15 protein-coding genes are annotated in these 17,781 nt (G+C 64.0%); 7 read left to right on the top strand and 8 right to left on the bottom strand.

Annotated elements, in window-relative coordinates; translation table 11 throughout:
- Window positions 1-9: 9 nt before the first annotated feature.
- The gene (locus tag ACVIGB_RS14070; RefSeq protein WP_456725178.1) at window positions 10-1,260 is read left to right on the top strand and encodes a cyclic nucleotide-gated ion channel; all 1,251 of its coding nucleotides are present in this window, start codon (window positions 10-12) and stop codon (window positions 1,258-1,260) included.
- Here the strand turns inward: ACVIGB_RS14070 and ACVIGB_RS14065 are convergent.
- The 3 genes from ACVIGB_RS14065 to ACVIGB_RS14055 form a co-directional block, all read right to left on the bottom strand.
- Window positions 1,257-1,757: a DUF3455 domain-containing protein gene (locus ACVIGB_RS14065; protein ID WP_456722252.1), complete on the bottom strand. Its 501-nt coding sequence runs from the start codon at window positions 1,755-1,757 to the stop codon at window positions 1,257-1,259. The two genes, ACVIGB_RS14070 and ACVIGB_RS14065, sit on opposite strands and share 4 nt — an antisense overlap.
- A gap of 37 nt (window positions 1,758-1,794) precedes the next feature.
- Window positions 1,795-3,009 (bottom strand): NADP-dependent isocitrate dehydrogenase, encoded by a 1,215-nt coding sequence (locus ACVIGB_RS14060; RefSeq protein ID WP_092115336.1) that lies wholly within the window; start codon window positions 3,007-3,009, stop codon window positions 1,795-1,797.
- Between the two features lie 161 nt (window positions 3,010-3,170).
- Window positions 3,171-4,898 (bottom strand): alpha/beta hydrolase family protein, encoded by a 1,728-nt coding sequence (locus ACVIGB_RS14055; protein ID WP_456722253.1) that lies wholly within the window; start codon window positions 4,896-4,898, stop codon window positions 3,171-3,173.
- A 318-nt stretch (window positions 4,899-5,216) separates the two neighbouring features.
- On the opposite strand from ACVIGB_RS14055, the gene ACVIGB_RS14050 reads away from it, so the two are divergent.
- The 3 genes from ACVIGB_RS14050 (at window position 5,217) to ACVIGB_RS14040 (ending at window position 8,910) form a co-directional block, all read left to right on the top strand.
- A complete protein-coding gene (locus ACVIGB_RS14050) occupies window positions 5,217-6,416 on the top strand; it encodes a TrmJ/YjtD family RNA methyltransferase (RefSeq protein ID WP_456722254.1) in 1,200 nt (399 codons plus the stop codon).
- 618 nt (window positions 6,417-7,034) lie between these two features.
- Window positions 7,035-7,607 carry a hypothetical protein gene (locus ACVIGB_RS14045; protein ID WP_456722255.1) on the top strand — a complete coding sequence of 191 codons (573 nt, stop codon included), beginning with the start codon at window positions 7,035-7,037 and terminating at the stop codon, window positions 7,605-7,607.
- A 370-nt stretch (window positions 7,608-7,977) separates the two neighbouring features.
- The gene (locus ACVIGB_RS14040; RefSeq protein ID WP_456749147.1) at window positions 7,978-8,910 is read left to right on the top strand and encodes a c-type cytochrome; all 933 of its coding nucleotides are present in this window, start codon (window positions 7,978-7,980) and stop codon (window positions 8,908-8,910) included.
- On the opposite strand, the gene ACVIGB_RS14035 is transcribed toward ACVIGB_RS14040, so the two are convergent.
- The 4 genes from ACVIGB_RS14035 to ACVIGB_RS14020 all read right to left on the bottom strand — a co-directional run bounded on the left by ACVIGB_RS14035 (window position 8,861) and on the right by ACVIGB_RS14020 (window position 13,331).
- Window positions 8,861-9,631, bottom strand: a complete 771-nt coding sequence (locus ACVIGB_RS14035) for an SDR family NAD(P)-dependent oxidoreductase (protein ID WP_176530295.1) — start codon at window positions 9,629-9,631, stop codon at window positions 8,861-8,863. The genes ACVIGB_RS14040 and ACVIGB_RS14035 overlap by 50 nt on opposite strands.
- 11 nt (window positions 9,632-9,642) lie before the next feature.
- A complete protein-coding gene (locus ACVIGB_RS14030) occupies window positions 9,643-11,307 on the bottom strand; it encodes a thiamine pyrophosphate-binding protein (RefSeq protein WP_456722257.1) in 1,665 nt (554 codons plus the stop codon).
- Between the two features lie 118 nt (window positions 11,308-11,425).
- Complete coding sequence (locus tag ACVIGB_RS14025) at window positions 11,426-12,652, bottom strand: ABC transporter substrate-binding protein (protein WP_456722258.1); 1,227 nt, start codon at window positions 12,650-12,652, stop codon at window positions 11,426-11,428.
- Window positions 12,653-12,869: 217 nt separating this feature from the next.
- Window positions 12,870-13,331: a PACE efflux transporter gene (locus ACVIGB_RS14020; RefSeq protein WP_456722259.1), complete on the bottom strand. Its 462-nt coding sequence runs from the start codon at window positions 13,329-13,331 to the stop codon at window positions 12,870-12,872.
- A gap of 85 nt (window positions 13,332-13,416) precedes the next feature.
- On the opposite strand from ACVIGB_RS14020, the gene ACVIGB_RS14015 reads away from it, so the two are divergent.
- The 3 genes from ACVIGB_RS14015 (at window position 13,417) to ACVIGB_RS14005 (ending at window position 16,517) form a co-directional block, all read left to right on the top strand.
- The gene (locus ACVIGB_RS14015; RefSeq protein WP_456722260.1) at window positions 13,417-14,307 is read left to right on the top strand and encodes a LysR family transcriptional regulator; all 891 of its coding nucleotides are present in this window, start codon (window positions 13,417-13,419) and stop codon (window positions 14,305-14,307) included.
- 95 nt (window positions 14,308-14,402) lie between these two features.
- The gene (locus tag ACVIGB_RS14010; protein ID WP_456722261.1) at window positions 14,403-15,131 is read left to right on the top strand and encodes an SDR family oxidoreductase; all 729 of its coding nucleotides are present in this window, start codon (window positions 14,403-14,405) and stop codon (window positions 15,129-15,131) included.
- 111 nt (window positions 15,132-15,242) lie between these two features.
- Window positions 15,243-16,517: a tetratricopeptide repeat protein gene (locus tag ACVIGB_RS14005; RefSeq protein ID WP_456722262.1), complete on the top strand. Its 1,275-nt coding sequence runs from the start codon at window positions 15,243-15,245 to the stop codon at window positions 16,515-16,517.
- Window positions 16,518-16,561: 44 nt separating this feature from the next.
- On the opposite strand, the gene ACVIGB_RS14000 is transcribed toward ACVIGB_RS14005, so the two are convergent.
- Window positions 16,562-17,779, bottom strand: a complete 1,218-nt coding sequence (locus ACVIGB_RS14000; protein WP_456722263.1) for a diguanylate cyclase domain-containing protein — start codon at window positions 17,777-17,779, stop codon at window positions 16,562-16,564.
- Window positions 17,780-17,781: the final 2 nt, after the last annotated feature.

Genomic DNA, 17,781 nt, shown 5'->3' with positions numbered 1-17,781 from the left:
GAGAGGCTGATCGTGGCGACGGCTCCGCTCAAGCCCACGATCAGCGATCCCGGACTGCGGGGGCGTCTCTACGAGCTGCTCGAGCAGGACCACCTGCCATATTCGGTCGGCGCGCGATTTGTCCGGCTCGTCGTCGCGATCATCACCGTCGATGTGCTGGCGGCGATCCTGGCGTCGGTGCCGGAGATCGACGTCCAATTCTGGTGGCTGTTCACGGCGATCGAGATCACCGCGGTGACCGCCTTCGCGCTGGAATATGCCGCGCGGCTCTGGAGCGTGGTCGGCCGCTCGCTGCGCGACATGACGCCGCTTCAGGCGCGGCTGGAATACGCCTTCTCGGCGCTCGGCGTGATCGACCTGCTCGCCTTCCTGCCGTCGGCCGTCGCGCTCGCGATCGGTGACAAGACCGCGCTGGTGCTGTTCGGTATGCTGCCGTTCCTGAAGCTGGTGCGCTATTCGACCGCGATGCGCTCGCTGCTGGCTGCATTGCACGCCGAGCGGCGCACGCTGTTCGGCTGCGTCGTGATCCTGACCGGCGCGGTGCTGCTGTTTGCCTCGCTGCTTTATGCGATCGAGCACAAGGTGCAGCCGGACAAGTTCGGCACCATGCCGCAGGCGATGTGGTGGGCGATCGTGACGCTCGGGACCGTCGGTTACGGCGACGTCGTCCCGGTGACGGTGCTCGGCCGCATCGTCACCGTGGTTGCGATCGTGGTCGGGTTTGCGATGATCGCGCTGCCGGTCGCGATCGTCTCGACCGCGTTCGCCGACGAGGTGCGGCGCCGCGACTTCGTCGTGACCTGGGGCATGCTGGCGCGGGTGCCGCTGTTCTCGCATCTCAACGCTGCCGAGATCGCCGACATCATGCGGCTCTTGCGGTCGCAGACCATCGAAGCCGGCGAGGTGCTGGTGCGGCGCGGAGATGCGGCGTCGTCGATGTATTTCATCACCGCCGGCGAGGTCGAGATCGACCTGCCGAGCCAACGGGTGCGGCTTGTCGACGGCGCATTCTTCGGCGAGATCGCACTGCTCCGGCGGACCAGCCGTTCCGGCACGGTGACGGCGATGCGGAAGACCAAGCTGCTGCTGCTCGATGCGCAGGACTTCCATGCCCTGATCGAGCGGATGCCGGCGCTCGCTGCGCATGTCCGGGAGACGGCGGAGGCGCGGCTCGCCGATCCGCTCGCGGTCGGTGGCGACCTTGCCGCCAGCGAGATTGCGCAGGCGCCGCACGAGACCGACGGCGGCATCCGCGATTAGTCGCGGCGCAGGAACACGTAATCCGCCGAATACGCCGCGCCCTTCAAGGCGCCGGCCTTGTCGCAGGCGCCGCCGAGCTCGCCGCCTGAGGTGTTGATCCGCTGCACGGTGTCAACGCTCGAGAGCACGCCATTGCCGCGGTGGGAGATCACCTCGAGCTTCAACCAGGCAATGTCTGCTGGCGTCGCGCCGGGAGCGCTGCCGGCGGTGCGGGCGGTCACGGCGCTGCCGTCCACATGCTCCCAGTTCGGCCCGGCATAGTGCCGGCCGACGGTGCGGCCATCGGCGATCAGGGTGGCGACCGGTTCGCGGAACGACCAGGCGAGCTTGCCGTCGGTGACCGGCTTGCACTCATAGACCTGCACGCCCTCGGCATGGACGGTCAGGACCGCGGTCTCGTCGGGCGCGGCAACGGGGGCGGGCAGCGGGTCGGCAGCGAGTGCCGCCGATCCGGTCAGCAACAAGGATGCGAGCGTCACCCGGCCGGGAAAGGTCATGGTCACGCTCGCTGCTGTGTTCGGCAACAGGCGGCCGTTAGGCCGCCATCGCCTTTCCGAGATTCTCGGCGACCTTGTCGAGGAAGCCGGTGGTGGAGAGCCAGCGCTGGTCGGCGCCGACCAGGAGCGCAAGGTCCTTGGTCATGTAGCCCTCTTCGACGGTCGCGACGCAGACCTTTTCCAGGGTGGTGGCGAACTTCGCCAGTTCCGGGTTGTTGTCGAGCTTGGCGCGGTGCGCGAGGCCACGGGTCCAGGCGAAGATCGACGCGATCGAGTTGGTCGAGGTCTCCTTGCCCTTCTGGTGCTCGCGGTAATGGCGGGTCACGGTGCCGTGGGCGGCTTCGGCTTCCACCGTCTTGCCGTCCGGGGTGAGCAGCACCGAGGTCATCAGGCCGAGCGAGCCGTAGCCCTGGGCCACGGTGTCGGACTGCACGTCGCCGTCATAGTTCTTGCAGGCCCAGACATAGCCGCCGGACCATTTCAGCGCCGAGGCCACCATGTCGTCGATCAGGCGGTGCTCGTAGGTCAGGCCCTTGGCCTCGAATTCCTTCTTGAACTCGCGGTCGTAGATGTCCTGGAAGATGTCCTTGAAGCGGCCGTCATAGACCTTGAGGATGGTGTTCTTGGTCGAGAGGTAGACCGGGTAGTTGCGCAGCAGGCCGTAATTGAGCGAGGCGCGGGCGAAATCGATGATGGAGTCGTCGAGATTGTACATCTCCATCGCGACGCCGGCGCCCGGCGCCTTGAACACTTCCCGCTCGATCACGGTGCCGTCCTCGCCGACGAACTTCAGCGACAGCGTGCCCTTGCCGGGGAACTTGATGTCGGTGGCACGGTACTGGTCGCCATAGGCGTGGCGGCCGATGATGATCGGCTTGGTCCAGCCGGGAACCAGGCGCGGCACGTTCTTGCAGATGATCGGCTCGCGGAAGATCACGCCGCCAAGGATGTTGCGGATGGTGCCGTTCGGCGACTTCCACATCTGCTTCAGGCCGAACTCCTTCACCCGGGCCTCGTCGGGGGTGATGGTGGCGCATTTGACGCCGACGCCAACCTTCTTGATGGCTTCGGCGGCGTCGATGGTCACCTGGTCATTGGTCTCATCGCGGTATTCCATGCCCAGATCGAAATAGAGCAGTTCGACATCCAGGAACGGGTTGATCAGCTTGTCCTTGATGTACTGCCAGATGATCCGGGTCATCTCGTCGCCATCGAGCTCGACGACGGGGTTGGATACCTTGATTTTTGCCATGACGGGGAGGCCCTCTTGGGAACGGCGCGCTTTTGACGGCGGGGGTGGAATACGCCTGCGCTATAGCACCGCCCGGGGACGGGCGGAAGCGCACCGGTTATGCACTTTCAGCGCATCTTTTCACCGAGAACCGCCATTCTGACGACGGCGCGTGACCCCCTCTAAATCGGGACCTGTGTCGCCGTCCCGGCCACGATGTACCAGGTCACGAACAGGCCCGCGATCAGGGCCCCCGGCAGGCTCGATCCGGTCCGCCGCCAGGTGAAGGTCGCGATCACGGCGACGATTGCCAGGAGCGGTACGAACTGGATCGCGACGATGGTCGAGAGCGGCACGAAGCTGGGGTCCGGGATCGGGTTGAACAGTTTACCCGTCAGCCACAGCGTGCCGTATTGCAGCACCAGCAACACGATGAAACCGAGCGTCAGCGCCAGGATATTGGTCAGATAGAGCGCTGCGCGCGGGGCGCCCATGGTCGAGAAGTTCCGGTGCAGCACGTGCAGCGCCACCACGAAAAACGCCGTGAACGGAATCAGATAGATCAGGAAGATGAGGAATTGCTTCGCGCTCATCAATTTGAGTGCGACGATCCAGAATCTGAAGTCGATCTTGAAGGCGAGGTCGGCGAGCCAGAGCGCGGCGTAGCCGACCGCAACTGAGGCCACCGCGATCACGACGGATTGACCGACGAGGCCGGCCCGGCTGGCGCGCTTCGGGGCGAACCACATCAGCGCCAGCGTGATCAGGCCGTTGATGATGGCCCAGACCAGGATCTGGTTGGTGATGCCCTGCGGCAGGAACGCGCTCGGGGTGACAACAGTGCCGCCCAGTGCAAAGGCCGGGTAGTAGGTCAGCGCCGGGATGAAGGCCGACAGGATGAACGCCGTGGTCCAGCGCCGGCCGCTCGCAGCCACGTGCGCCGGCATGGTGCCGTCGGCAACCGCGGGCAGCCGCAGGCGGGAGAACATCGGTGCCTCCAGCAGCCCGTCGAACGTCCCGATCATGAGCGCCACGAAGCCGATGAGAGCGATCAGGGTGCCGATCTCCTTGCGGAACCAGATCTGGTCATCGACCGGACGAGGGGTGCCCCCCTTCAACGTCTTGGCGAACCAGTCGAGGCTGTAGCCGATCGCCTCATGCGAGATGTGCTCGGCCGGATGGGTCATCGCGGGGGTGTACAGCACCCGGGCGGTGCCATTGGCCGGATCGCCGTAGACCTGGCCCGGCTCGACCGCGCCTTGCGTGCCGAACAGCGCCCAGAGTTTCGGGCTCTTTGTGACGTCGCGGGCGAGGTCGACGCCCCACATCAGGGTTGAGAACTCCTCGTACTGGGCGAACACCAGCGCGGTGTTGCGCGGCCAGCTCGCAGTGCCCTCGGCGGCGAACGGCTTGCCGGTGGACGAACCCTCCAGCACCATCGACTTGTAGTCGTTGGGCTGAGCTGCGGCCGCCGCCAGCACGGTCCAGCCACCCATCGAATGGCCCTCGAGCCCGATGTTCTCCTTGTCGACGAATGGCAGGCTGCGGAGATAGGCAAGGCCGTCAGGTCCGCCAAAACCGTTGGCGAAGGAGGGCGGGTCGCTGTAGCCGTGGCCGGTCTGGTCAAGCGCCAGCACGACATAGCCGCGGCGGGCGAACTCGATCGCGAAGCCGTCCTGGGTCTCGCGCGAGTTGATGTAGCCGTGGACCGCGAGGATGCCGGGCGCCGGGATCTGCGGCGTCGCGTTCGGCGGGATGTAGAGCAGGGCGCTCATGGTGTTGCCCTTGGCGCCCTTGAACCTGACATCCTCGATCCGGATGCCGCCTGCGGTCTGCGTGAGGTGGGCGAGCAGGCCCCCCGCCACGATCAAGACCACGCCCACAATCGCCAGCGTCCATCTGCCCCGCATCGTCGTCCCCCCAAGTGCTTCGACCCAAGCGCCTCGCCGTTCAAGCGGCGTCTCAAGCGTGCCTTTACAGCTTCGCTTTGGTTGTGGTTGATAGCCTATCCGAAGGCGAAGCGCGCGCAAGCGGCAGTCTTCGCTCCGTGCGATTGGGATTCCGATTGAGGATTCGCAAACGCCGCTAACCCTGTTATCTCCTTGGAGAAAATGGTCCCGCGCAAAACCGGTGCAAAGCTGGTTGCGTCGCCCTGCATGAGAGTTTGAATCAGGCGCTTCGGAAGCTGATTCAAAATCTTCAGACGTTGAATCAGAAAGTGAAGTGAGATGTCCGGCACCGACAAGACCAAGGCAGGGCACGACCTTGCCGGTCCCGTCGTCATCCTGGTCGAGCCGCAGCTTGGCGAGAACATCGGCATGGCCGCGCGCGCGATGGGCAACTTCGCGCTGACCCGGATGCGCATCGTCAATCCGCGTGACGGGTGGCCGAATGTCGCCGCCCAGCGCGCCGCCGCCGGCGCCGACCACATCATCGGTTCCGTCGAGCTGTTCGACACGGTCGAGCAGGCGATCGCCGATCTCACGCTGGTGTTCGCGACCACCGCGCGCGCCCACGACCAGGCCAAGCCGGTGGTCGGGCCGGAAGGCGCGGCGAACGAGATCGTCGGCCATGTCGCCTCCGGCGGCGGGGCCGGCATCCTGTTCGGGCGGGAGCGCTCCGGCCTGACCAATGAGGAGGTCGCGCTCGCCAACCGCATCATCACCTTTCCGGTCAACCCGGGCTTCGCCTCGCTCAACCTCGCGCAGGCCGTGCTCTTGATGGGTTACGAGTGGTTCAAGCTCTCGACCGCGGGCGCGCTCCCCTTCGCGATGCCGGAGCGGTCCGAGCCGGCCTCCCAGCACCAGATGCAGGCCTTCTTCGACAACCTCGTCGCCGAGCTCGACAAGGTCGAGTTCCTGCGGCCGGCGGAGAAGCGCGACACCATGCTGGTGAACCTGCGCAACATCTTCACCCGGATGGATCCGACCAAGCAGGACATGCATACGCTGCACGGGGTGGTGATGGCGATCGCCGAGGGCCGCAAGGGCCCGGCCAAGGGCGGCGTGCTCGACGGCGCACAGGCCACGCGGCTGCGGGCGCTGCTCGCCGAGCAGGGAGGGGGCGGCGGCGGCGCCGACAACTCCAGCACCGTGCGCGGCCTCGCCCGGCTGCTCCGCCGCAACCCGACCGACGCCGAGCGGATCCTGTGGCAGGCCCTGACGCGAGATCGCCGCTTCGCCGGCCAGTTCAAGCGCCAGACCCCGGTCGGCCGCCACATCCCCGACTTCGTCTCCTTCGTGCACCGGCTCGCGATCGAGCTGGTCAATCCGAACGAGAGCGACGCCATCGGGACGGACCGCGCCAATCGCCGCGCCTGGCTCGAGGCGCGCGACTATCGGGTGGTCGACATGCAGGTGGCCGATGTCGAGCGCGACCTCGACGGCGAGTTGGCGCGGCTGGAGGGGAGTCTTCAGCAGGGGCGGTGAGCTTTCGCCGGCTGAGAGTCTGATTGCGTCGAGATCGATCGCGGGCCTCTCCACACGTCGTCCTTGCGAAAGCCAGGACCCATAACCACCGCATTCGGTGATGAACGGGACCGCGGCCCCAGCGTCGCGCAACAATGAGACTTGGGGTAATGGGTCCTGGCTTTCGCCAGGACGACACTGAATGTGGCATTGCCGACATCCTCAATCGTCGTCCCTGCGAAAGCAGAGACCCATACTCTGCGGCCGGTGTTGTGAACGGGACTCGTCGTTCCAGTATCGTTCAGCAATGAGCATCTGTGGTTATGGGTCCCTGCTTTCGCAGGGACCACATCGAATGTGTTGTGCGGTCCGCGAGTCACACATCCGCATTCTCGCGACATGATTGCCCGAGCTTTGCATCTCGTTCTGCCCTCTCATTGAACAGAGGGCGCAGGGAAAGCCGGGTGCCGATCGCACCCATGGGTATGAAGATAAAGAGGGGATCGTTTGCGGCGATCATCTTTCTTGCGTGCGCTGCGGCGCCGGAGCTTGAACAGGTCGTGATGAAGGAAATCTAGGGTTGCGCGCGGCGACCGACGCTCCACATCTTAGTGGCAGTGGAGCGTCGAGGATAAACTGATGAGGCCAGCCACTTTCAAAGAAGGATTGCGCTCTAACGTCCAATTCATGCTGGTTTATGTTGGTGTCGAGGCGTTTGTCTGGGTCGGTGCTTTCCTGGTCGCGTTGGGATGTGTCTTCAGTGTCTACCTCGGACTGGCCGTATTCATATGTTGGGCGCTAGCTCCCGCCCTGTTGTTGCGGCGAGAGCTCAAACTCGACATCAAAGCCCTCGATGATCCTAACGACAATCCCCGTGCGAACCGATTGATCGGCAACACCTACCCGAGCGCCTCGATCAGAGAGGAATCGGACGCGGGTCGCCCGGCCGCCCCTAATCGTATGACCCGCGCGCTCGGCGCCTTAGAATACATTGCACTTCGATTTGCGGTCGAATTGCTCAAATTCCTTGCAATCATCATTGCTCTGCCGCTGGGGATGGGCTTCGCGGCTGAGATAATCGCGTTCGCGCTATCCGACCGGGATGTAAGCGGTGCCTTTGGTTCTGGCCTGGCCGGAGTTGCTGGCGGCGCACTTGGCCTGGTTCTCGCAGTCGTGATCGTCCTCGGGCGAATTGCCGATATCGAGGACTGATCGGCGCCCTGCGGCGTTTGCGCCTCAATGCTGCACTGGTTGCAAGGTGCTCGAGCGGATACCGATTGGTCGGTAAGGTGTCGATCCTATCCTGCCCCTCTAACTTCAGCGTGGTCTTGCTGCCTTCTCACGCGCGTGAAATCTGCTAGATTTTGTCTAGCCAGCCCTCCGGCAATCGGATCTGTAGAAGAGAGGGCGGCGATCGTACCATCGATCCGCGCGCGGCGTTTCTTGCGCGCCAGCTACGTAATGTTGCACATAGCCTTCGCAGCGTTGAAACCGGTGCGCACACATTTTGCTGACGTACTTCTTTGAAGCCAGAAATTGATCAGAGTTCTATCGCCATATTTAATTGATTGGAGGCGTCGTCATGATCCGTATCGGATCGCTAGCGCTCGTTATCGGTGCGGTATTGAGCAGCCCGGTCAGCGCACAATCGGAATTGGTCGCGCGCGGTGATTACCTGGTCAACGGCATCCTGACCTGCGGCAATTGCCATACCCCGAAGGGACCGTCAGGCGAGATCAGGGACAAGGCTTTTTCGGGCGGCGCGTCATGGGATCAGCCACCGTTCAAGGTCACGGCCTCGAACATCACGCAAGACAAGGAAACCGGCATCGGCAATTACACCGACGCCGAACTCCGGCAACTGCTGCGCAAGGGCGTCAAGCGCAACGGCGCGCGGGTCGCCATGATCATGCCGAGCGGCTTCTACGAGATCATGACCGATCGCGATCTCGATGCGGTGATCGCTTATCTGCGCACGATCAAGCCGATCAGGAATGCGGTGCCGGAGCCGGTCTACAAGATGGCACAAGAACATCCTGTTCCCCCGGGCGGTGAAAGCCCGTACACCGAAGCGGTGTTGAGCGACAAGGTGCAGCAAGGATTCTACCTCGTCACGATTGCACACTGTATGGAGTGCCATACCCCGATGGGGCCGCAAGGGCGAGAATTTGCCACCAGCATGGGCGCTGGCGGCGGCAAGTTTACGGGACCCTGGGGCGTCTCGGTTTCGCGGAACATCAGCTCCAGCAAGACCAACAAGGCATTGGCGGTTGGACTGACGACGAGATCAAACGCGCGATCACTCAGGGCGTCAGCAAGGACGGCAGCAAGCTCAATCCGCCGATGGGCTTCCATTACTACGCCACTGTGTCGGCTGCCGATCTCGACGCCATCGTCGCCTATCTGCGCACGGTGCCGCCAAAGGAATAGCCTGAAAGCCGCGACGCGCCCCGCTGAAGCGCACCTCAGGCGGCGCTGTAGCCGCCGTCGACCACCTGCGATGCGCCTGTCATGAAGGATGCCTTGTCCGAGCACATCCAGACCACGGCCTCCGCGATTTCCTCGGGCACGCCCAGGCGACGTGCGGGCACCTTGGCGATGATCTCGTCGTAACGTTCGTCCATCGTCTCCTTGGTCATCGGCGTCTTGATGTATCCGGGATTGACGCAATTCACTCGGATGCCGTCCTGGGCGTATTCGATCGCCGCAGACTTGGTCAGGCCGACGACACCATGCTTGGCCGCGACGTAGTGGCCCGACGTGGCAAGGCCGACCAGCCCGGCGATCGAGGCGGTGTTGACGATCGCGCCGCCGCCGCCCTGCCTCAGCATCTGCGCGACCTCGTATTTCAGGCACAGGAACACGCCCATCAGATTCACCGAAAACATCTTCGCCACCGAGGGCTGCGTGAGCTCATGGATGCGTTGGCCGGGCGGGCCGACGGAGCGCCCGGCCACGCCGGCATTGTTGAACGCGCAATCGATGCGCCCAAACGCCGACACCGTGCGTGCCACCATGTTGGCGATGTCAGCCTCGTCGGTGACGTCGCCCTGGATCGCGATCGACTGGCCGCCTGCGGCGTTGATGAGCGCGACTGTCTGTTCGATTCCGTCCTTTGACAGGTCGGACACCGCGACGCGCGCGCCTTCGCGCGCCATGGCAATCGCTGTTGCCCGACCGATGCCCGAGCCGCCGCCCGTCACCAACGCAGCCTTGCCGTCCAGAATGCCTGCCATCAGAAGCTCCTCTAGCGCTTTCCTTCGATCGCAATCTCGACGAGGTACGGACGCTGCGCCGCGGCAGCCTTTGCGACTGCGCCAGCGATGTCGTCCGCCTTCTCAACCCTGACCGCCTCGACGCCCATGCCGGCCGCGAGATGCACGAAGTCGAGCGCGGGACCGGTGATATCCATGTTCTGATAGGGATGCTGGGTGCCGGCTTCGAAGTTCTGTCGCCAGACGTCCACATTATGCTTGAGAATGCGGTACTCGCGGTTCGCGAGCACCACGAACACGATCGCAAGCTTGTGGTGCGCGGCAGTCCACAGCGCCTGGATCGCATACATCGCCGAGCCGTCGCCGGAGATCGCGACAACGGGACGGTCCGGCATCGCGACCTTGACGCCGATGGCGCCGGCAAGACCCTGGCCGATGCCGCCGCCACGTCCGCTGAAATAATCGCCGAAGCCGCGATAGTCGAAGGCGCGCGCGAGATCCAGGCTCGCCGTGATGCTCTCATCGACGATGACCACATCATCAGGCAGCCCGCGACGCAGTTCCGCGGTGACGCGCGGCATGGAGCTCGGCTCGCGGTTCCAGCTCTTCTCGACGCGCGCGCGATAGGCTTCCGTTTCTTTCGCCTGCAGTTCGGCCAGCGCAGCATTGCGGTCTTGCGCAGCCTGCCTGAAGTCCGCGCTCGCCTTGGCGCGCAACGCGTCCGTCAATGCGCCGAGGCTGACCGCGATGTCACCGACGATGCCGGCATCGAGCCGATTGTTGAGCGCGAGACGTTCAGCCGAGGCTTCGATCTGGAGCACGGACGCGCCGTGGGGAATGTGGCCATCAGGCGCGAACCAGATGTCCTCGAAGAAGGGACCGCCGATCAGCAGCACGAGATCGGTATCGCCGAGCACCTTCCGTACCTGCCGGGCGTCGCCGGGGAGCGACTGACGATAGCTCGGGTGGCCGGTCGGGAAGGACGCGTGATGCCGCAGCCCTTCGAACCACACCGTCGCACCGATCGTTTCCGCAAGCGCGACCAACGCCTGCTCGCCGCCCGATCTCGCGACGTCGTCGCCGGCGATGATGGCCGGATTGTGTGACTTCAGAAGCCGCGCGACCAGCGCTTCGATACCTGCCGGATCGGGGCGTGTCGACCGCCACAAATTGTCCGGCGTCGATGCATCGATCGCGGTCTCCTGTTCCAGGACGTCGATCGGGAGCGATACGAACACCGGCCCCTGCGGCGCATCGGTCGCCACCTTGAACGCGCGTCGCATGATTGGTGCGATCTCGTCGGCGCGCTCGATCTGAACGCTCCACTTTGTCACCGGTGCTGCCATCGCAGCGAGGTCGTGGCCGAGGAGCGGATTGTTGAGCCGTATGCGCGTGTCCTGCTGACCCGCCGTCACGACCACGGGCGAATTCGCTTTCAGCGCGCCATAGAGCGAACCGATACCGTTGCCAAGACCGGGAGCGACGTGCAGGTTGGCAACGGTGACGCGGCCCGATGCCTGCGCGTAGAAGCTGGCTGCGCTGACTGCGACGCCTTCATGCAGCGCCATGATGTATTCGAGTTGCGGAAATGCCGGCAGGCTGTCGAGCAGCGGCGTTTCCGTCGTGCCGGGATTGCCGAAGATATGACGCACGCCGTGCGACACGAACGATTCCATCAGCACACGGCGTCCACGCATTCACTTCCTCCCGGTTGGTTCGGCTCCGTTTCGCGCATCATCGGCCGATGAGCGGCAGATGGCAACTGCGAGACGGTTCGCGTACGCCGCGCCGGTTTTCGCGGAACGCCGTGGACGATCATGCCTTCGAAATGCCGCCGTCGATCACCGGTCCCATCGGCTCGTAGCGTTCGCCGCTGAAGCGCGTCAGTTGCAGTTGCTCGAGCGGATAGTAGTCGGTCGGCGAGGTGTTGATCTTGATGCCCGGCAGCAGCATGTCGGATTCGACATCCCTGAGGTTCGCCGCCTGCTTCATGATGCTTTCGGGCGAGACGTCGTCGCCGCATTGCTTGAGCACCTGAACCAGGATCTGGCTGGTGAGATAGCCGGTGACCGCGTAGATGTCGTTCTTGGCCGCCGCCGGATCGTATTTGTCGAGGAAGGCGCGCCATTTCTGAATGGCGGGATCGCTGTCCCAGGCGGCGTCGACGGGATCCTTCAAATAGGCGCTGGAAATGATCCCCTTGGACACGTCGAAGCCCGCGGCCTTCAGTGTCGAACCTGCGGAGGAGGCGTTGTTGCCGATGTAATGCGCCGGCTGCCAGCCAAGCTCGGCGATCTTCTTGATGCCTTGCGCGGCGAATTTCGGCGTGGTCATGCTCATGAACACGTTGGCACCGGCGGATTTGCAGCGGACCACCTGGCTGTCGATGGTCGGGTCGGCGGTCTCATAGGACAACTCGGCGACGATTGCTGACGCCTTCGCGCCAAGTCCGTCCTTGAAGCCCTTGAGCACGTCGCGTCCGAAATCGTCGTTCTGGTAGACGATGCCGATCTTGGGATCACTCTGTGTCGACAAGACATGTTGCGCGAAGGCCCGGCCCTCGATCTGGTAGCAGGGCTGGAAACCCATCGTGTACGGGAAATTCTTGTAGTCGCCGAATTTGGTGGCGCCCGAGGCGATGAAGAGGTGCGGGACCTTCTTCTGGTTCATGTATTTCATGATCGCGGCATTGGTGGGCGCACCGAGCGGCGCAAACAGCACATCGATCTCGTCGCCCTCGACCAGCTTGCGCGCCTGCTCGACGGTCTTGGCCGGGCTGTAGGCGTCGTCATAGGTGATGTACCTGATCATGCGGCCGTTGATGCCGCCTTGCTCGTTGATCATCTTGAAATAGCCACCGGGCGTGCGGCCGATCGACGAATAGACCGCGGCCGGTCCGGAATAGGCGTCGATGTTTCCGATCACGATCTCGGTCTTGCCTTTGGCAATCGCAGGCTTGCCGAGCAGCAGCGTGGCCGACGCGGCGGCAGCGCCCTTGATGAGATGACGGCGGGTGAACTGGGGTGAACGGTTCGTTGTCAAAGTAATCCTCCGCTTCTTCTTGTTGGCCGTTTTGGCAGCCTCTGACGGGCATGTCGGCTTCAAGCATCGTACAGCGCTCAAGCCGGATCAAACCAGTGTATGAGCGCTGCGCAGCGGAACTTGTGCGCAGTCGCTACCATCAGGAATATTGCTGCGGTGTCAGGGTCCGGCGCGGCGCGACAGATCACATGATCCGAAGCGCCACGCCGAGTACCGATCAGGCCGGCAGGGCCCGGCTTGCCGTGTGACCGTGCGGGCTGAGCTCGCGCACCGGAAACACGCGATCGTAAGCGATGTTGAAGACGAACGCGTAGACCAGATAGAACGCGACGATCGAGATATCCATCATCAGCGCGGCCCACAGCGAGATGCCGAGATACCAGGCGACGAACGGGATCAGCAGCACGATCAGGCCGGCCTCGAACAGCATCGCGTGCGCGAAGCGGATCGGTATCGTCTTGGCGACACGGCCGGTGACGCGGGCCAGCGCGTGGTCGAAGCCGAGATTGAACAGCAAGTTCCAGATCGTCGCCACCGTCGCCGAGACGACACCGATGACGCCCATATGGGCCACCGGCTGATTGAACAGCCAGGCGGCTGCCGGCGTGAAGATGGCGATACCGATCAGTTCGAACAGGACTGCGTGCCTGATCCGGTCGGAGAAGGAACGCATGGACATTTTGAAACCCTTTCTGTCGTTGTGACCGGGTTTCTATCTGATATTGTGGGATTACAAAGTTAGATAATATCTGGAAAAGAGATAGATGGCCGTTTCCATGGACCAGCTCGAATCCTTCGTGGCGGCCGCCGAGCAGGGCTCGTTCTCCGGCGCGGCACGGCTGCTGAAGAAGGCGCAATCGGCGGTCAGCACCCACGTCGCCAATCTTGAGACGGACCTCGGGATTGCGCTGTTCGACCGGACCGGCCGCAACCCGGTGCTCACCGAAGCCGGTGTGCGGCTGTTGCCGGAAGCAAGATTGATCCTCGATCGCCGCGAACACCTGATCGGCGTCGCCAGCAGTTTCGAGGCGCATGTCGAGAAGCGCCTGGTGGCGGCGATCGACGAGCTCTATCCGGAGAGCGCGGTCGGGGAGCTGTTTGCGGAATTCGCCAAGCGCTTTCCCCATGTCGAAGTGGAGCTGTTGTTTCCGATCATGGAGGACGTCAGCCGTCTCGTGCTCGACGGCAAGGCCGATGTCGGCGTGATGTGGCGGCAGGAGCATCTGCCGCCCGAACTCGGCTTCAAGACCATCGGCTGGGTGCCGCTGCAGCTCGTCTGCGGCAAGAACCATCCGCTGGCGCGTGGGCGGGTGGATTGGGAGGAGCTCAAGCGGCATCGCCAGATCATGGTCACGGTGCGCAACGAAGGCACCGAGCGGCACCGGCTGCGTGTCGCCGCGGAGGTGTGGTGGGTGGAGAGCCACTGGGTGATCCTGCAAATCCTCAAGCAGGGCGTCGGCTGGGCGCTGATCCCGGCGCACATCATGGCGAGCTCGCAGGTTGCCGACGAACTGGCAATTCCCGAACTGGAATTCGACGAGGGCGCGCATCCCGTCGCGCTGGAAGTGGTCTGGCACAAGCAGCGGCCGGCGGGGCCGGCGGCAAAATGGCTGCGTCGCCGCTTCGCCACGCGACCGCCGATGCTCCGCATGTGACAGACATGCGCGCCGCCGTTCATCGCATGGTAAGCTGACATCGCGGCCGCGATGTGTTGCCATGCGTGCCGCACTGACCGGACAGGGTGGAGACGATGGCGAAGCAATTGGAAGGCAAGATCGCAGCCGTGACCGGGGCGGCGTCAGGCATTGGACTTGCGAGCAGCGAGGCGATGCTGGCCGCGGGCGCGCGCGTGGTGATGGTCGACCGCGACGTAGCCGCGCTGCAAGCGCTCGCCAGCAGGCACGGTGATGCGGTGATCCCGCTGGTCATCGACCTGCTCGATCCGAAGGCCTGCGCGAGCCTGCTGCCAAAAATCCTCGAGAAGGCCGGCCAGCTCGACATCCTGCACGCCAATGCGGGGATCTATGTCGGCGGCGACCTCGTCGATGCCGATACCGGCGCGATCGACCGGATGCTGAACCTCAACGTCAACGTCGTGATGAAGAACGTGCACGACGTGCTGCCGCACATGATCGCGCGCGGGACCGGCGACATCATCGTGACGAGCTCGCTTGCCGCGCATTTCCCGACGCAGTGGGAGCCGGTCTATGCGTCGTCGAAATGGGCGATCAACTGCTTCGTCCAGACGGTGCGGCGCCAGGTGTTCAAGCACGGCATCCGCGTCGGCTCGATCTCGCCCGGGCCCGTGATCAGCGCGCTGCTCGCGGACTGGCCGGCGGAGAAGCTGCAGGAGGCCAAGGCGGCGGGCAGCCTGCTGGAAGCGAGCGAGGTCGCCGAGGTCGTAATGTTCATGCTGACCCGGCCGCGCGGCATGACCATCCGCGACGTCGTGATGCTGCCGACGAATTTCGATCTGTAGGCAACATCGTGCCAATACCGTCGCCGGCGCGCCGTTGTGGCACAGGCAACGAAAGGTTGTGTTGCGGGCAGGGGCTTTGCTACTAGTCTCCCAGTGGGCGTGGGGGACAAAGTGACAGAACGGGTAAAACGTGCATTCGTCGCCAAGGCGATGATGATCGCGCTTGGTGTGCTGCTGGCGCCGATTCCGGCTGCTCGTGCACAACTTCTCCTGCCGGCCAAGTGCACCGTGGCCGGGAATATCAGCCTGGATGATCGCATCGCAGGTTGCACTGCGTTGATCGACGCGATGTCGACCAATTTGCAAGAGGCGATCTCCGCGCATTTTCGACGCGCCGCGCTCTATCTTGATAAGGGCGACGTTGATCGGGCAATCGAGGACTACAATTTCGTCATCGAGCGCGATCCGAACAATCAGATCTCCCTTCTCCGCAGGGCGTGGGCGTATAAACGGAAGGGCGAGGTCGATAGGGCGCTTGCCGACTACGGTCGAGCCATAGAACTCGCTCCAAAAGACACCTACGCATACCTGGGACGGGCTGGCGCCCACTTGATCAAGAAGGATGTTGACAGCGCGATCGACGACTACGGCCGAGCCCTTCTAACCCATCCCGACAATGTGGCTGCGTATGTCGGCCGCGGGCGCGCCTACAATCTCAAGGACGAGCCCGATCGGGCCATAGCTGACTGCAATCGTGCGATCGAGATCAGCCCAGAACGCGGGGCGGGGGTGGGCCTCATTTGCCGCGGACACGCTCACATTATCAAGGGCGACATCGAGCTCGCATTGGACGACTTCAATCAAGCTATCCGTTTCAATCCAAAAAATCCCCTGCCTTATGTTGGTCGCGCCAGCATCCTTCGCGCTCGCGGCGACCTCGAACTGGGATTATCCAACATCAAACAGGCGATCGAGCTGACCCCGAACGATCCTCAACTTCATCGCTGGGCGGGGAGCGCCTACTTTCAAGGCGGGCTCCTGTCGGAAGCGCACGACGAGTTCGTCCGCGCCAGCGAGCTCGATCGGAAGGATGTTTACACACTGCTATGGCTCGACCTCGTGCGCCAGAAGACCGGCCAACCAAGCGGACTTGATGAGGCCTCCGGGCGGCTCGACCAGTCGCAATGGCCGGCGCCGATCGTTCGCTTGTTCCTCGGCGCCACAACGCTGGAGGCGGTTATTAAAGCCGCCGACGATGCCAATCCGGTCAAGGTGAGAGGGCAGCTTTGCGAAGCGCATTTCTATGGTGGTGAGCTGGCGCTGGCGAAAGGTGCGACGGACGAAGCGGTGCGGCTGCTTCGCCTCGCCGCGGACGGATGCCCGAGGATCTACTTTGAGTGGGCGCCAGCCAATGCCGAGCTTCACAAGCTCGACACCAGACACTGACGGCGTTTGCCGATCGCTGCGCCACGGTCCTGCCGGATTTCGTCTCAGGCGGCACCGCGATCGAGAGCCGGCGTGGGGTCCATTTTCGTCAGCCGGCGCAGCGCCGCGACATTGGTGGCGACGGACGCCAGGCGGCACTGTGCCTTGCCGTCGGATTTGGCTTCATAGAGCGCGGCATCGGTAACGGCCAGGAGCTCCTCGGCCTCGGTGCCGTGCTCGGGCGACACGGCGACACCGACGCTGACGCCGACCTTGGCGAAGATGCCGTCGGCCAGCCGGTAGGGCATCGTGACAGCCTGGATGATGCGCTGGCCGATCCCGAGCGCCTGCTCCGCGGTGACGCCGTTCGCCAGCACCACGAATTCATCGCCGCCGAGCCGCGCGATCACCGCGGTCTCGGGCAGAGCGCGCCGCAGCCGCTCGGCGGCTAGCATCAGCACCTGGTCGCCGGCCGCATGGCCGTAGGTGTCGTTGATCGGCTTGAAACTGTCGAGGTCGAGGAACAGCAGCGCGAACGGCTTGCCATTTCCGGCCGGAGCCGCCAGCTTCGTGTTCAGCGCAGCGACGAAACCGGCGCGATTGCGCAGGCCGGTCAGGGTGTCGTGATGGGCAAGATGGCCGTTCTCGCGCTCGGCGCGCATGGTTGCGATCAGCATCTTGTTGAGGCGGAAGGCCGCGACCGACATCGCCGCGAGATACATCGGCACCTGCAGGAACACGATGAACAGCAGCGGCTCGCCGGCCAATGCCGCGCCGGGCACGATCGGGCCGAGGCTGAGCAGGATCATGGTGCCGGCAAGGCGGGGGGCGCTGAAGTTGCGGAAGCAGATGCCGCCGACCATCGCCGCCGCCGACAGCGAGGCCAGCATCGCAACCACCCAGTCGCCGCTTGCAAGGCTGATCAGGATGCCGAAGCCGACGCTGGCGCTCCAGGCGACCGCAAGGACGAGGTGCGGATCGGTCGGCGTCGGCCGCCCTTCGCGTGCCGCGCGATGCGCAGCCACGAGCACTGCCAGTCGCGAGAGGCAGATGACGAGTTCGAGGATGACCCAGGCGATGAACGGCGTGGTCGGTTCGCGGATCGCAATCACGGCTGCGACGGCGACCGTATTGACCGCGCCGGCTGCGAACACCGGCAGCGAGCCATAGAGATCCCCGATCAGCGCCGAGCGGATGTCGTCGGGTACGCCCGGACCCGCATCGGCGAGCCAGCGCGTCACGCCCCAGCGCGGCTGGCTGTATCGTCCTTTTTCGGACTGCATTG

This window comes from Bradyrhizobium sp. USDA 4341 (genome assembly GCF_054063755.1).
This window is presented reverse-complemented; position numbering and strand designations above follow the sequence as displayed.

Coding starts and splice junctions, on each gene's coding strand:
- ACVIGB_RS14065 (WP_456722252.1), bottom strand. CDS start 1,757: ATGACCTTTCCCGGCCGGGTGACGCTCGCATCCTTGTTGCTGACCGGA.
- ACVIGB_RS14060 (WP_092115336.1), bottom strand. CDS start 3,009: ATGGCAAAAATCAAGGTATCCAACCCCGTCGTCGAGCTCGATGGCGAC.
- ACVIGB_RS14055 (WP_456722253.1), bottom strand. CDS start 4,898: ATGCGGGGCAGATGGACGCTGGCGATTGTGGGCGTGGTCTTGATCGTG.
- ACVIGB_RS14050 (WP_456722254.1), top strand. CDS start 5,217: ATGTCCGGCACCGACAAGACCAAGGCAGGGCACGACCTTGCCGGTCCC.
- ACVIGB_RS14045 (WP_456722255.1), top strand. CDS start 7,035: ATGAGGCCAGCCACTTTCAAAGAAGGATTGCGCTCTAACGTCCAATTC.
- ACVIGB_RS14040 (WP_456749147.1), top strand. CDS start 7,978: ATGATCCGTATCGGATCGCTAGCGCTCGTTATCGGTGCGGTATTGAGC.
- ACVIGB_RS14035 (WP_176530295.1), bottom strand. CDS start 9,631: ATGGCAGGCATTCTGGACGGCAAGGCTGCGTTGGTGACGGGCGGCGGC.
- ACVIGB_RS14030 (WP_456722257.1), bottom strand. CDS start 11,307: ATGCGTGGACGCCGTGTGCTGATGGAATCGTTCGTGTCGCACGGCGTG.
- ACVIGB_RS14020 (WP_456722259.1), bottom strand. CDS start 13,331: ATGTCCATGCGTTCCTTCTCCGACCGGATCAGGCACGCAGTCCTGTTC.
- ACVIGB_RS14015 (WP_456722260.1), top strand. CDS start 13,417: ATGGCCGTTTCCATGGACCAGCTCGAATCCTTCGTGGCGGCCGCCGAG.
- ACVIGB_RS14010 (WP_456722261.1), top strand. CDS start 14,403: ATGGCGAAGCAATTGGAAGGCAAGATCGCAGCCGTGACCGGGGCGGCG.
- ACVIGB_RS14000 (WP_456722263.1), bottom strand. CDS start 17,779: ATGCAGTCCGAAAAAGGACGATACAGCCAGCCGCGCTGGGGCGTGACG.